The organism is Streptomyces sp. NPDC059917 (assembly GCF_042730635.1).
Classification (GTDB): domain Bacteria; phylum Actinomycetota; class Actinomycetes; order Streptomycetales; family Streptomycetaceae; genus Streptomyces.
This window is the reverse complement of sequence record NZ_JBHWLC010000085.1, coordinates 19,349-32,843: the sequence shown is the minus strand read 5'-3', so window position 1 is coordinate 32,843 and position 13,495 is coordinate 19,349. Positions and strand designations below refer to the sequence as shown.

Sequence of the window (13,495 nt, the reverse complement as noted above, 5' to 3'; positions counted from 1 at the left end):
GGTCCCGTCCGTGCGGAGGGGACCGGGGCCGTCGCCGTGGCGGGACCTACTGCGCCGGGTTCTGCGTGGCGAGCGCCACCGACAGCTCGGCCGCGATCCCCTGGAGGATCGGCACGATCGAGTCGGTCAGGGCCTCGGTGACCCGACCGGCGGGACCCGAGATGGAGATCGCGGCGGCCGTCGGCGAGTTGGGCACCGAGACGGCGAGGCAGCGGACCCCTATCTCCTGCTCGTTGTCGTCGACGGCGTAACCGACCTCGCGGACCTGCTCCAGCGCCGCGAGGAAGCCCTCGGGGGTGGTGATGGTCTTCTCGGTCGCGGCCGGCATGCCGGTGCGGGCCAGCAGGGCCCGTACCTCGTCGGCGGGGGTGTACGCGAGCAGCGCCTTGCCCACGCCGGTGGAGTGCGGCAGCACCCGGCGGCCGACCTCGGTGAACATGCGCATGGAGTGCTTCGAGGGCACCTGGGCGACGTAGACGATCTCGTCCCCGTCGAGCAGGGCCATGTTCGCCGTCTCGCCGGTCTCCTCGACCAGACGGGCCAGGTAGGGGCGGGCCCAGGTGCCCAGCAGGCGCGACGCGGACTCGCCCAGGCGGATCAGGCGGGGGCCGAGGGAGTACCGTCGGTTGGGCTGCTGCCGGACGTAGCCGCACGCCACGAGGGTGCGCATGAGGCGATGGATGGTGGGCAGCGGCAGACCGCTGGCGGCGGACAGCTCGCTCAGGCCGACCTCGCCCCCGGCGTCGGCCATGCGTTCGAGCAGATCAAAGGCGCGCTCAAGGGACTGGACGCCACCGCTGGCGGCAGGGCTCTTGGCGGAAGCGTCGGTGGTGCTGGCGCTGGACGTCGGCACGGCGCGGTCCTTTCGGTGCTGGCAGGCAAGGCAGCAGCCTACCCGGCGGTCCGCACCGGCCCTAGTGCCGGGGCCAGGCCGTCCCTGCCGGTCAGAGCCGGTTTGTCCGGGTGCCGGACAGCCTTGCGGGGACCTCCGCCGGAGCCCCGGTGGTGGTAGCTACATTCTGTAGAGCGAAATCTTAATTCCATCCTGTGGAAACATCCAATTGCGATGGAGGTGTGTCAGTGGTCCGTCCGGGGGCTCTTGACTGGCTCCGCATCGGCGTGAAGACTCCGTCAACAGAACGTTGAATTTCGCTCTGTGGAAGTAGATGGGGAGGTTCCGGTGTCCGCCGACGTCGTGGAACTGGTACTGCGCTCGACGCGCGTCATCACCCCCGAGGGGACGCGTGCCGCCTCGGTCGCCGTCGCCGCCGGGAAGATCACGGCCGTACTGCCGTACGAGGCCGAGGTACCGGCCGGCGCCCGGCTGGAGGACTTCGGCGACGACGTCCTGCTCCCCGGCCTGGTCGACACCCACGTCCATGTGAACGACCCGGGCCGCACGGAGTGGGAAGGCTTCTGGACGGCCACCCGCGCCGCCGCGGCCGGTGGCATCACCACCATCCTGGACATGCCGCTCAACTCCCTCCCGCCGACCACCTCGGTCGACAACCTGCGCGTCAAGCAGGAGGTCGCCCGGGCCAAGGCGCACGTGGACGTCGGCTTCTGGGGCGGCGCGCTGCCCGACAACGTCAAGGACCTGCGCCCGCTGCACGACGCCGGGGTCTACGGCTTCAAGTGCTTCCTGTCGCCCTCCGGCGTGGACGAGTTCCCCGAGCTCGACCAGGAGCAGCTGGCCACCTCCCTCGCCGAGATCAGCGGCTTCGGCGGCCTGATGATCGTGCACGCCGAGGACCCGCACCACCTGGAGTCCGCGCCGCAGGTGCCGGGCCCCAAGTACGCCGACTTCCTCGCCTCCCGCCCGCGGGACTCCGAGAACACCGCGATCCAGAACCTGATCGCCCAGGCCAAGCGCCTCGACGCCCGGGTCCACGTGCTGCACCTGTCCTCCTCGGACGCGCTGCCGCTGATCGCCGCCGCCAAGGCCGAGGGCGTGCGGATCACGGTCGAGTCCTGCCCGCACTACCTCACCCTGACGGCCGAGGAAGTGCCGGACGGCGCGAGCGAGTTCAAGTGCTGCCCGCCCATCCGCGAGGCCGCGAACCAGGACCTCCTGTGGGAGGCGCTCGCCGACGGCACCATCGACTGCATCGTCTCCGACCACTCGCCCTCCACGGCGGACCTCAAGACGAACGACTTCGCCACCGCCTGGGGCGGCATCTCCTCCCTCCAGCTGGGCCTCCCGGCGATCTGGACCGCGGCGCGCGAGCGCGGGCACTCCCTGGAGGACGTCGTCCGCTGGATGTCCGCCGCTCCGGCGAAGCTGGCGGGCCTGGCGGACAAGGGCGCGATCGAGGTCGGCCGCGACGCCGACTTCGCCGTCCTGGCCCCCGAAGAGACCTTCACCGTGGATCCGGCCCACCTGCACCACCGCAACCGGGTCACGGCGTACGCGGGCAAGACCCTGCACGGCGTCGTGAAGTCCACCTGGCTGCGCGGTACGCAGATCGCCGACCACGGCACCCCGAACGAGCCCACCGGCCGACTCCTCGAAAGGCAGAACTGACTGTGACGGCGATTCCCTCCTTCACCGGCAACGCGAACCCGTACGGCGGCGGCGACCCGTACGCGGACTACCGCACCGCGGACTTCCCGTTCACCCAGTACGCGAACCTCGCCGCCCGCACCCTGGGCGCCGGCGTCACCTTCGCCAACGACGAGTTCTTCGCCGAGCGGGAGAACCTGCTCATCGAAGAGGCCGCCCACTTCGACCCGGAGCACTTCGGCCACAAGGGCAAGGTCATGGACGGCTGGGAGACCCGCCGTCGCCGCGGCATCTCCGCCGAGCAGCCCTGGCCGACCCCCGAGGACCACGACTTCGCGCTGATCCGCCTCGGCGCCCCCGGCGTGATCCGCGGCATCGTCGTCGACACCGCGCACTTCCGCGGCAACATGCCGCAGGCGGTCTCCGTCGAGGGCACCTCGGTGGCGGGCGCCCCGACCCCCGAGGAGCTCCTCGGCGACGACGTGAAGTGGACGACCCTCGTCCCGCGCACCGCCGTCGGCGGCCACGCGGCCAACGGCTTCGAGGTCACCGCCGAGCAGCGCTTCACGCACCTGCGCCTCAACCAGCACCCCGACGGCGGCGTGGCCCGCCTGCGCGTCTACGGCGAGGTCGTCCCGGACCCGCAGTGGCTCGCCGCGCTCGGCTCCTTCGACGTCGTCGCGCTGGAGAACGGCGGTTCGGTGCAGGACGCGTCCAACCGCTTCTACTCCCCGCCGACCAACACCATCGCCCCGGGCCGCTCCCGCAAGATGGACGACGGCTGGGAGACCGCCCGTCGCCGTGACAACGGCAACGACTGGATCCGCTACCAGCTCGTCGCCGAGTCCGAGATCCGCGCGGTCGAGATCGACACGGCCTACCTCAAGGGCAACTCGGCCGGTTGGGCCTCGCTCTCGATCAAGTCCGGCGAGGAGGGCGAGTGGCAGGAGTTCCTGCCGCGCACCCGCCTGCAGCCCGACACCAACCACCGGTTCGTGCTGGACGCCCCGGCGGTCGGCAGCCACGTGCGCATCGACATCTTCCCGGACGGCGGCTTCTCCCGGCTGCGCCTGTTCGGCTCGCTGACGGAGCAGGGCGCGACCGCCCTGACCGCCCGTCACCAGGAGCTGGGCGGCTGATCCCGCGCTGAACGGCCCTGTGGGGCGCACCGGTCGGTCCGGCCGACCGGTGCGCCCCACAGGCGTGTGCGCGGGCATCGCGCCCGGGCCTACGCCGCGTGGCCGCCGTCCACCGAGAACTCGGCGCCCGTGACGTAGGCCGCGTCCGGTCCGGCGAGGAAGGACACCGTCGCCGCCACCTCGTCCGGGGTGCCGAAGCGCCCGAGGGCCGTCATCGCGCTCTGCCCGGCGGCGTACGGTCCGTCGGCCGGGTTCATGTCGGTGTCCACCGGACCCGGGTGCACCAGGTTCGCCGTGATGCCGCGCTCGCCCAGCTCCCGGGCCAGCGCCTTGGTCAGCCCCGTGAGCGCCGCCTTGCTCGTCGCGTAGAGGGAGCCGCCCGGCCCCGGCACGCGCTGGGTCATGCAGCTGCCGATGGTGATGATCCGGCCGCCCCGGTCCAGCCGGGCCGCGGCCGCCTGGGCCGAGAGGAACGCCCCGCGGACGTTGACCGCGAGCACCCGGTCCACATCGGCGACCGTGAGGGTCTCCAGCGGTCCGAGCACGCCCACGCCCGCGTTGTTGACCAGGACGTCCAGCCGCCCCAGCTCCCGGACGGTGCGCTCCACCGCGTCGGCGGCGGCGGCCGGGTCGCCCGAGTCCGACCGTACGGCCAGGGCGCGGCGTCCGTACGCCTCGATCTTGTGGACGACCTCCGCCGCCGCCTCCGCGTCGCTGACGTAGGTGATCGCCACGTCCGCGCCGTCGGCGGCCAGGCGCAGCGCGGTCGCCGCGCCGATGCCCCGGCTGCCGCCCGTGACCAGGGCGACCCGGCCCGTCGCGCCGTTGCCGGTGTCGCCGGTGTTGCCGTTCGTGTGCACGGTCGTGTCCATCGTGTTCCTCCGCGTGAAAGTCCTAAGTGGTTGCGGGTTCAATGAAACCGGCGGGGCCGTACCCGCGCTGGCAGGAATCGGACGTCGCGTTCACGCGCGCCGCGCCGACGAGTCCGGTGGCGGCCGGGAGTCTGAGGTGGCGTACCAGCCCCCCCCGCAAGGAGACGAACCGCCATGAGCAAGCTGACCCTCATCACCTTCCTCACCCTCGACGGCGTGATGCAGGCCCCCGGCGGCCCCGAGGAGGACCCGAGCGGCGGCTTCTCCTACGGCGGCTGGCAGGTGCCCTTCGAGGACGAGGGCGTGGGCGCGTTCATCACCGAGGCCTTCGACCGCGCCGGGGCCTTCCTGCTCGGCCGCCGCACGTACGAGATCTTCGCCGGGTACTGGCCCCGGCAGACCGACCCCGCCAACGCCATCGCGGCCAAGCTGAACTCCGCGCCCAAGTACGTGGTCTCCCGCACCCTCGAGGACCCGGCCTGGGGGGGCGCCACCGTCCTCGGTCCGGACCTGGCGGCGGAGATCGCCCGGATCAAGGCGGCTACCGACGGCGAGGTGCACATCTGGGGCAGCGCGGAACTGGTCGGGGAACTGCTCGCCCGTGACCTCGTCGACGAGCTCAACCTGCTGGTCTACCCCGTCTTCCTGGGCGCCGGGCGGCGCCTCTTCCCGGTCGGGGGAGCGCCCACCACCTGCGAACTCACCGCCTCCCGGATCACCGACGGAGGGGTCGCCGTGCTCACCTACCGCCCCGCGGGCCCAGCCGCCTTCGGCTCCTTCTGAGGCGCCGGCCGGGCCGCCCGCCCACCAGGCGAAACAGGGTGTACCCCGCAGGTAGTGCTCCGGTACGGTGACCGCATCCGTGCGAGCCACCGAAGTCTCCACCTCACGCCGACCGTTGGAGACCCGTGTCCTCGCTCGCCGCCGTACCGGCGCCCGCCCTCGCACCCCGCCGCGCCTGGCTCGCCGACCTGCCGGTCCTGCTCGTCGCCGTGTTCTGGGGCGGCAGCTACCTCGCCGCCAAGGGCGTCACCACCGGCCACACCGTGATCGCGGTCCTGGTGCTGCGCTTCCTCCTCGTGCTGCCCGTCCTCGTGGTCGTCGGCGCCCGGCGGCTGCGCGCCCTGGGGTCCGCCCAGGTCCGCGGGGCGGCCCTGTTGGGCCTGGTCGTCGGCGGGATCTTCCTGCTGGAGACCTACGGGGTGGTGCACACCTCCGCCACCAACGCCGGGCTGATCATCAGCCTGACCATGATCTTCACCCCGCTCGCCGAGGCCGCCGTGCGCCGGGTGCGGCCCCCGGCCGCCTTCCTGGGCGCCGCGGCCGTCTCCGTCACCGGGGTCGTCCTGCTCACCCAGGGCGCGGGCTTCACCGCTCCCTCCACCGGTGACCTGCTCATCCTCGGCGCCGCCTGCGCCCGGACCCTGCACGTCCTGCTGATGGCCCGGATGAAGGCCCTCCAGGGCGCCGACTCGCTCTCGCTGACCACCGTTCAGCTCGGCTCCGCCGTCCTGGTCTTCGCCCTGCTCGCGACCCTGCCCGGCACCGGCGCCACGCCGTGGGCCGCGGCGGCGGACCTCGGCCCCGGCCAGTGGGCGGGACTCGCCTTCCTCGCCGTCCTGTGCACGCTGTTCGCGTTCTTCGTGCAGATATGGGCCGTGCGCCGCACCTCCCCGTCCCGGGTCAGCCTGCTGCTCGGCACCGAACCGCTGTGGGCGGCCGCCGCGGGCATCGCCATCGGCGGCGAACACCTGGGCGCGGCAGGTCTCGTGGGCGCCGCCCTGGTCCTGGTGGGCACCGCGTGGGGCCGCCGCGCCGCCACTCCGGCGGACGTCTGAGCCGACGCGGCGCACCCGTCGGCGAGTGGCCGAAAACGCCGCATCCACGGGTGAACAGCGGTCGTACGGTGGACCGATGCCAGTAGTGGACATCAGCGGGAGCGATGCGGACTTCGCCGCCGACCCCTATTCCTTCTACGCCAGACTCCGCGCGGCGGGACCGGTCCACCGGGCCACCGTCTACGCCGACGAGTTCGAACCCAGCTGGCTGATCGTCGGCCACGACGAGGCCCGCCAAGCCCTCAACCACCCCGCCCTGTCGAAGGACTGGCGCACGTCCGGCCAGTTCTCCGACGCCCTCGTCACCGCGGCCAACGCGAACATGCTGGAATCCGACCCCCCGCACCACACCCGACTGCGCCGACTGGTCGCCCGGGCGTTCACCGGCCGCCGCATCGAGGCGCTGCGCCCCCGCGTCCAGCAGGTCACCGACGAACTCCTCGACGCGATGGCCGCCCGGCCCGAGCGCACCGCCGACCTCATCGCGGCCCTGGCCTTCCCGCTTCCGATGACCGTGATCTGCGAGCTGCTCGGTGTCCCCGACATGGACCGCGAGCGGTTCCGCTTCTGGTCCAACGAGATCGTCGCGCCCACCGCCGCGAGCGGGGACGGCAGCGCGCACCGGGCGCTCAGCGCCTTCCTCGCCGAACTGGTCGAGGCCAAGGCCAAGGCCCCGGGCGAGGACCTGCTCAGCGAGCTGATCCGGACCCGGGACGAGGACGGCGACTCGCTCTCGCCCGACGAGCTGATCGGCATGGCCTTCCTGCTGCTGGTCGCGGGCCACGAGACCACCGTCAACCTCATCTCCAACGGCGTACGGGCGCTGCTCGCCCACCCCGACCAGCTGGCCGCCCTGCGCGCCGACTACGACGGGCTCATCGACGGCGCCGTGGAGGAGATGCTCCGCTACGACGGCCCCGTGCAGAACTCCACCTACCGCTACGCCCGCGAGGACGTGGAGATCGGCGGCACGCTCATCGCGGCCGGGTCGACCGTGGTGGTCTCGCTGGCCTCCGCCGACCGCGATCCGGGCCGCTTCGCCGACGCGGACACCTTCGACGTCCGCCGCGCCCCGCACGGCCACCTCGCCTTCGGGCACGGCCTGCACTTCTGCATCGGCGCCCCGCTCGCCCGGATGGAGGGCAAGATCGCCGTCCGGTCGCTGCTGGAACGATTCCCCGACCTGGCCGACGACCCGGCCGGCGGCCCGCCGGTGTGGCTCGGCGGCAGTCTGATGAGGGGGGTCACCCGGCTCCCGGTGAGCTGGTAGCCGCGGGTGAGCGCCCGCTCAGAGGTCCGGCAGCTCGGCGAGGGCGACCCGGCGGCGCTCCCGCCGGGACAGCTCGCAGGCCTCGGCGATCCGCAGCGCGGCCAGCGCCTCCCGGCCGTCGCACGGATTGGGCCCCTCGCCGCGGACCAGGCTCACGAAGGCGGCCAGCTCGGCCTCGTAGGCGGGCCCGAACCGCTCCAGGAACCCCGCCCACGGCTTGGTCGCCGGGGGCGGGCCCTGGGGTTCGGTCGAGGCGATCGGCGTCCGGTCGTCCAGCCCCGCCGAGACCTGGTCCAGCTCACCGGCGAGCTCCATCCGCACGTCGTACCCGGCGCCGTTGCAGCGGCCGCCGGTGCAGGTCACCAGGGTCCCGTCGGTCAGGGTCAGCACCGCCGCCGCCGTGTCCACGTCGCCCGTCGCGCGGAACTGTGGGGGCCCCGCGTCCGAGCCCGTCGCGTAGACCTCGGTCACCTCCTGACCGGTCACCCAGCGCACCGCGTCGAAGTCGTGCACGAGGCAGTCCCGGTACAGACCGCCGGATCCGGCCAGATAGGCGGCGGACGGCGGCTCCGGATCCGCGGTCATCGTGCGGACGGTGTGCAACCGGCCCAGCGCGCCGGAGCGCACCAGCTCGCGCGCCGTCACGTACCCCGCGTCGAAGCGCCGCATGAAGCCCACCTGGAGCACCCCGCCCACGGCCGCCACCTCGCGCAGCACCGCCAGGCTGCGCCCCAGATCGGCCGCCACGGGCTTCTCGCAGAAGACCGGCAGACCGGAGCGCGCCGCCCGCACCACCAGCTCGGCGTGGCCCGGCGTCGCGCACGCCACCACCACCGCGTCCACGCCCCAGCTGAAGATCTGGTCGACACTGGGCGCGGCGGTCGCCCCCAGCCGGGCGGCGAGCAGCGCCGCCCGCCCCGGGTCGGCGTCGGCGAGCACCAACGATCCCGCCTGCGGCTGGTGGGCCAGCGACGCGGCATGGAAGGAACCGATCCGGCCCGTACCGATGAGCCCGATGCGCATGCACTCAACGTGACCCCGTCCGGGTCACCTGTCAATCCGCCCGGCCTGCCCCGATGACGACCCCATGGTCCACTGTGGCGGATACTGGGCGGCTGGAACCGGAATGACCGCATTGACGACCGCCCCGCACGACCGGCGCGGCGACCGCACGATTCCAGGACGTTCAGGACGAGGGAAGGGCACGACAGACGTGGCTAGGGTTCGGACAGGGGTACGCGTCGTGGGCGCCGTGCTCGCGGCGGTACTGGGGGCCTCCCTCGCGGGGTGCAGCAGTACGGGCGGCAAGCGCGCCGAGGAGCGGGCGAAGGCCGCCGAACAGGGCCGTCCGGCCGTCTCCACCCCGCGCTGGACCTTCGCGATGATCACCCACGCGGGCGATGGCGACACCTTCTGGGACATCGTGCAGAAGGGCGCCAAGGAAGCCGCGGCGAAGGACAACATCAACTTCGTCTACGCGCACGACGACCAGGCGCAGCAGCAGGCCCAGTTCGTGCAGAACGCCATCGACCAGAAGGTCCAGGGCATCATCGTCAGCCTGGCCAAGCCCGAAGCCCTCAAGGACGTCCTCGGCAAGGCCACCAAGGCCGGCATCCCGGTGATCACGGTGAATTCCGGCTCCGCCCAGTCCAAGGAGTACGGCGCCCTCACCCACATCGGCCAGGACGAGGAGATCGCGGGCGAGGCCGTCGGCGGCGAGCTGACCAAGCGCGGCAAGAAGAAGGCCGTCTGCGTCCTGCACGAGCAGGGCAACGTCGGCCACGAGCAGCGCTGCGCCGGTGCGAAGAAGACCTTCGGCGGCGACCTGGAGAACCTGTACGTCGAAGGCACCAACATGCCCTCCGTGCAGGCGGCCATCCAGGCGAAGCTCCAGGCCGACCCCGCGATCGACGCGGTGGTCACCCTCGGCGCGCCCTTCGCACCCACCGCGATCAAGGCCAAGGACGCCGCGGGCAGCAAGGCGGAGGTCGACACCTTCGACCTCAACGAGGCCGTCGCCCGCGACCTGAAGTCCGGGGCCCTCGGCTTCGCCGTCGACCAGCAGCCCTACCTCCAGGGCTACGAGGCCGTCGACCTGCTCTGGCTCTACCGCTACAACGCCGACACCCTCGGCGGCGGCCGTCCGGTGCTCACCGGCCCGCAGATCGTGACCGGCGCCGAAGCGGCCAAGCTGGAGGAGTTCATCAAGCGGGGCAGCCGATGAGCGCGGCCACCGCCGCCGACGAGCGGCTCGCCCCCACGTCCGTCGTGCGCAAGCTGCTCGGCCGACCCGAGCTGGGCGCGGTCGTCGGCGCGGCCGCCGTCTTCGTCTTCTTCTCCTTCGCGGCCGACAGCTTCCTGCGGGCCTCCAGCCTCAGCACGATCCTGTACTCGGCCTCCACCATCGGGATCATGGCGGTCCCCGTCGCCCTGCTCATGATCGGCGGCGAGTTCGACCTGTCGGCCGGCGTCATGGTCACCACCTCGGCCCTGTTCAGCTCGATGTTCAGCTACCAGATGACCGCGAACGTCTGGGTCGGCGTCCTGGTGTCGCTGCTGGTGACCTTGGCCATCGGGTTCTTCAACGGGTTCATGCTGACCCGGACGAAACTGCCGAGCTTCATCATCACCCTCGGCACCTTCCTCATGCTGACCGGCCTGAACCTCGGCTTCACCAAGCTGATCAGCGGCTCGGTCTCCACCAAGACGATCGCCGACATGGAGGGCTTCTCCTCCGCCCGCTCGCTCTTCGCCTCGCAGCTCACCATCGGCTCGGTCACCCTGCGGGTCACCATCCTGTGGTGGCTGCTGCTGGTCGCGGTGGCCACCTGGATCCTGCTGCGCACCCGCGCCGGAAACTGGATCTTCGCGGTCGGCGGCGGCGCGGACGCGGCCCGCGCGGTCGGCGTACCCGTGGTCAAGACCCGGATCGGGCTCTACATGGGCGTCGCGCTGTGCGCCTGGATCTCGGGCCAGCACATCCTGTTCTCGTTCGACGTGGTCCAGTCGGGCGAGGGCGTCGGCAACGAGTTCCTGTACATCATCGCGGCCGTCATCGGCGGCTGCCTGATGACCGGCGGCTACGGCTCCGCCATCGGTTCGGCCGTCGGCGCCTTCATCTTCGGCATGACCAGCAACGGCATCGTGTACGCGCAGTGGAACCCGGACTGGTTCAAGTTCTTCCTCGGCGCGATGCTCCTGCTGGCCACGCTGCTCAATGCCTGGGTGCGCAAGAGGGCGGAGGCCAGCAAGTGACCGCACTGGTGGAGCTGACCGGCGTCAGCAAGTACTACGGCAACATCCGCGCGCTCGAAGGCGTCTCGCTGGAGGTCTCGGCGGGCGAGATCACCTGCGTCCTCGGTGACAACGGCGCGGGCAAGTCCACCCTCATCAAGATCATCGCGGGCCTGCACCGGCACGACGCGGGCAGCTTCGAGATCGAGGGCGAGGAGACGGTTCTGGCCAATCCCCGCGCGGCCCTCGACCACGGCATCGCCACGGTCTACCAGGACCTCGCCGTGGTCCCCCTGATGCCCGTCTGGCGCAACTTCTTCCTGGGCTCCGAGCCCACCAAGGGCCGCGGCCCCTTCCGCCGCCTCGACGTGGACCTGATGCGCGAGACCACCCGCGCCGAGCTGCTGCGCATGGGCATCGACCTGCGCGACGTCGACCAGCCGATCGGCACCCTGTCCGGCGGCGAGCGCCAGTGCGTGGCCATCGCCAGGGCGGTCCACTTCGGCGCGAAGGTGCTCGTCCTGGACGAGCCCACGGCGGCCCTCGGCGTCAAGCAGTCCGGCGTCGTGCTCAAGTACGTGGCCGCCGCCCGGGACGCGGGCCTCGGCGTGGTCCTGATCACGCACAACCCGCACCACGCGTACCTGGTGGGAGACCGTTTCGTGCTCCTCAAGCGGGGCGCGATGGCGGGCAGCCACACCCGCGATTCGATCACCCTCGACGAGCTCACCCGGCAGATGGCGGGTGGCTCGGAACTGGACGAGCTGAGCCATGAGCTGGAGCGGGTGGCAGAATCGGGGGCAACACCGCCCCACACTGACCCTGCCGGCACCACCGCACCATAGGGACGACACGACTCGATGAGCACGTACCGGGACTTCACGCTCGCCCACCGGGGCTCGGCGCGAGGCACCGTCCTGCGGACCGTCGGAACCCGTGAGCGCCGGTCGCACCTGACCGCCCCGCGAGTCCCCACCGTCGGCATCGACATCGGCGGCACCAAGGTGATGGCGGGCGTCGTCGACGCCGACGGCGTCATCCTGGAGAAGATCCGCACCGAGACCCCCGACAAGTCCAAGAGCCCCAAGGTCGTCGAGGACACCATCGTCGAGCTGGTCCTGGACCTCTCCGACCGCCACGACGTCCACGCCGTGGGCATCGGCGCGGCCGGCTGGGTCGACGCGGACCGCTCGCGGGTGCTCTTCGCCCCGCACCTGGCCTGGCGCGACGAGCCGCTGCGCGACGCGCTCCAGTCCCGGCTCGCCGTGCCGGTCATGGTGGACAACGATGCCAACACCGCCGCCTGGGCGGAGTGGCGCTTCGGCGCCGGGCGCGGCGAGGACCACCTCGTCATGATCACGCTCGGGACCGGCATCGGCGGCGCGATCCTGGAGGACGGCAGGGTCAAGCGCGGCAAGTTCGGCGTGGCCGGTGAGTTCGGCCACATGCAGGTGGTCCCCGGCGGCCACCGCTGCCCGTGCGGCAACCGCGGCTGCTGGGAGCAGTACAGCTCCGGCAACGCCCTGGTCCGCGAGGCCCGCGAGCTGGCCGCGGCGGACTCCCCGGTCGCCCACGGCCTGATCGCCCGGGTCGGCGGGAACGTCACGGAGATCACCGGGCCGCTCATCACCGAGCTGGCCCGCGAGGGCGACGCCATGTGCGTCGAGCTGCTCCAGGACATCGGCCAGTGGCTCGGCGTCGGCATCGCCAACCTGGCCGCCGCCCTCGACCCCTCGTGCTTCGTCATCGGCGGCGGGGTCAGCGCGGCCGACGACCTGCTGATCGGCCCGGCCCGGGACGCCTTCCGGCGCCACCTGACGGGCCGCGGCTACCGTCCCGAGGCCCGCATCGCGAAGGCCCAGCTCGGCCCCGAGGCGGGTATGGTCGGTGCGGCCGACCTCTCCCGGCTCGTCGCCCGACGCTTCCGCCGTGCAAACCGCCGCCGGGTCGAACGCTACGAACGCTATGCCCAGGCGGGCCGACGGGCCGCCGCCGGGTCCGAAGAACAAGGACCAGAAAAGTCGTGACGCCCCCGCCCCCGACCCTGCCGCGCCAGGCCCCGGCCCCCGACGAGGGGGGCGTCCCCACGCCCGCCGAGTCCCGGCGCCGCGTCGTGCGGCGCCGCTGGATCACCGCGATCATCATCGTGCTGCTGATCGGCGTACCCGCCGGCTACCTCGCGATCGCCGCCCAGCAGAGCCGCCAGAGCGGCAAGGAGAAGGCGGCCAAGGTCGGCGCCACCAAGGTGCGCGCGGGCTGGCCCTCCAAGGTGCAGCGCAGCATCTACGAGGTGCCGATCCCGGACAAGGCGTGGCGGGTCGGCTTCCTGGAGACCAACAACTGGCGCACCAGCAGGCTCTACGTGCAGTTCGCGATCACCCCGGACGAGCTCGACAAGTTCCTGACCTCGATGGGCACCAGCCGCGAGGGCCTGACCCGGGGCGTCTCGATCGGCGAGCGCGACACCGAGGCCGCGGGCTGGAACTGGAACCCGAAGAACGCCTGGTACGGCGCCACGCACGAGCAGAACGACCCGCGCCCGAGCCAGGACATCACCGTCGACCTGACCGTCCCGACCAAGCCCAAGGTCTACATCGTCTCCACGGCCACCCCGTAGCCGGTCCCTGGCCCCCGCCGCG

13 protein-coding genes are annotated in these 13,495 nt (G+C 72.2%); 10 read left to right on the top strand and 3 right to left on the bottom strand.

What is annotated here, in order from left to right; all coding sequences use genetic code 11:
• Nucleotides 1-46: 46 nt before the first annotated feature.
• Nucleotides 47-853 carry an IclR family transcriptional regulator gene (locus ACFWAR_RS33370; protein ID WP_354383087.1) on the bottom strand — a complete coding sequence of 269 codons (807 nt, stop codon included), beginning with the start codon at nt 851-853 and terminating at the stop codon, nt 47-49.
• Nucleotides 854-1,180: 327 nt separating this feature from the next.
• Between ACFWAR_RS33370 and allB the strand changes: the two genes are divergently transcribed.
• Nucleotides 1,181-2,524 (top strand): allantoinase AllB, encoded by a 1,344-nt coding sequence (gene allB / locus ACFWAR_RS33365; protein WP_385785484.1) that lies wholly within the window; start codon nt 1,181-1,183, stop codon nt 2,522-2,524.
• Between the two features lie 2 nt (nt 2,525-2,526).
• Nucleotides 2,527-3,642, top strand: a complete 1,116-nt coding sequence (alc, locus tag ACFWAR_RS33360) for an allantoicase (protein ID WP_385785482.1) — start codon at nt 2,527-2,529, stop codon at nt 3,640-3,642.
• A gap of 89 nt (nt 3,643-3,731) precedes the next feature.
• Here alc and ACFWAR_RS33355 read toward each other — a convergent pair whose 3' ends face one another.
• A complete protein-coding gene (locus ACFWAR_RS33355; RefSeq protein ID WP_385785479.1) occupies nt 3,732-4,514 on the bottom strand; it encodes a 3-oxoacyl-ACP reductase family protein in 783 nt (260 codons plus the stop codon).
• A gap of 174 nt (nt 4,515-4,688) precedes the next feature.
• Between ACFWAR_RS33355 and ACFWAR_RS33350 the strand changes: the two genes are divergently transcribed.
• The 3 genes from ACFWAR_RS33350 (at nt 4,689) to ACFWAR_RS33340 (ending at nt 7,622) form a co-directional block, all read left to right on the top strand.
• Nucleotides 4,689-5,297 carry a dihydrofolate reductase family protein gene (locus ACFWAR_RS33350; protein WP_385785477.1) on the top strand — a complete coding sequence of 203 codons (609 nt, stop codon included), beginning with the start codon at nt 4,689-4,691 and terminating at the stop codon, nt 5,295-5,297.
• A 125-nt stretch (nt 5,298-5,422) separates the two neighbouring features.
• Nucleotides 5,423-6,352, top strand: a complete 930-nt coding sequence (locus tag ACFWAR_RS33345; RefSeq protein ID WP_385785474.1) for a DMT family transporter — start codon at nt 5,423-5,425, stop codon at nt 6,350-6,352.
• A gap of 76 nt (nt 6,353-6,428) precedes the next feature.
• Nucleotides 6,429-7,622 (top strand): cytochrome P450, encoded by a 1,194-nt coding sequence (locus tag ACFWAR_RS33340; protein ID WP_385785471.1) that lies wholly within the window; start codon nt 6,429-6,431, stop codon nt 7,620-7,622.
• An 18-nt stretch (nt 7,623-7,640) separates the two neighbouring features.
• On the opposite strand, the gene ACFWAR_RS33335 is transcribed toward ACFWAR_RS33340, so the two are convergent.
• On the bottom strand, nt 7,641-8,645 hold the full coding sequence (locus ACFWAR_RS33335) for a Gfo/Idh/MocA family oxidoreductase (protein ID WP_385785469.1): 1,005 nt from the start codon (nt 8,643-8,645) through the stop codon (nt 7,641-7,643).
• Between the two features lie 190 nt (nt 8,646-8,835).
• Between ACFWAR_RS33335 and ACFWAR_RS33330 the strand changes: the two genes are divergently transcribed.
• From ACFWAR_RS33330 to ACFWAR_RS33310, 5 genes are read left to right on the top strand one after another with little or no spacing between them, the layout of a single operon-like run.
• A complete protein-coding gene (locus ACFWAR_RS33330) occupies nt 8,836-9,846 on the top strand; it encodes a sugar ABC transporter substrate-binding protein (RefSeq protein ID WP_385785467.1) in 1,011 nt (336 codons plus the stop codon).
• The gene (locus tag ACFWAR_RS33325) at nt 9,843-10,877 is read left to right on the top strand and encodes an ABC transporter permease (RefSeq protein ID WP_385785464.1); all 1,035 of its coding nucleotides are present in this window, start codon (nt 9,843-9,845) and stop codon (nt 10,875-10,877) included. The genes ACFWAR_RS33330 and ACFWAR_RS33325 overlap by 4 nt, the downstream gene beginning before the upstream one ends.
• Nucleotides 10,874-11,701 carry an ATP-binding cassette domain-containing protein gene (locus ACFWAR_RS33320; protein ID WP_385785462.1) on the top strand — a complete coding sequence of 276 codons (828 nt, stop codon included), beginning with the start codon at nt 10,874-10,876 and terminating at the stop codon, nt 11,699-11,701. The genes ACFWAR_RS33325 and ACFWAR_RS33320 overlap by 4 nt, the downstream gene beginning before the upstream one ends.
• Nucleotides 11,702-11,716: 15 nt before the next feature.
• Nucleotides 11,717-12,883 carry an ROK family glucokinase gene (locus ACFWAR_RS33315; protein WP_354383098.1) on the top strand — a complete coding sequence of 389 codons (1,167 nt, stop codon included), beginning with the start codon at nt 11,717-11,719 and terminating at the stop codon, nt 12,881-12,883.
• The gene (locus tag ACFWAR_RS33310) at nt 12,880-13,473 is read left to right on the top strand and encodes a hypothetical protein (protein WP_385785458.1); all 594 of its coding nucleotides are present in this window, start codon (nt 12,880-12,882) and stop codon (nt 13,471-13,473) included. Before ACFWAR_RS33315 ends, ACFWAR_RS33310 begins: the two co-directional genes overlap by 4 nt.
• The last annotated feature ends 22 nt before the right edge of the window (nt 13,474-13,495 follow it).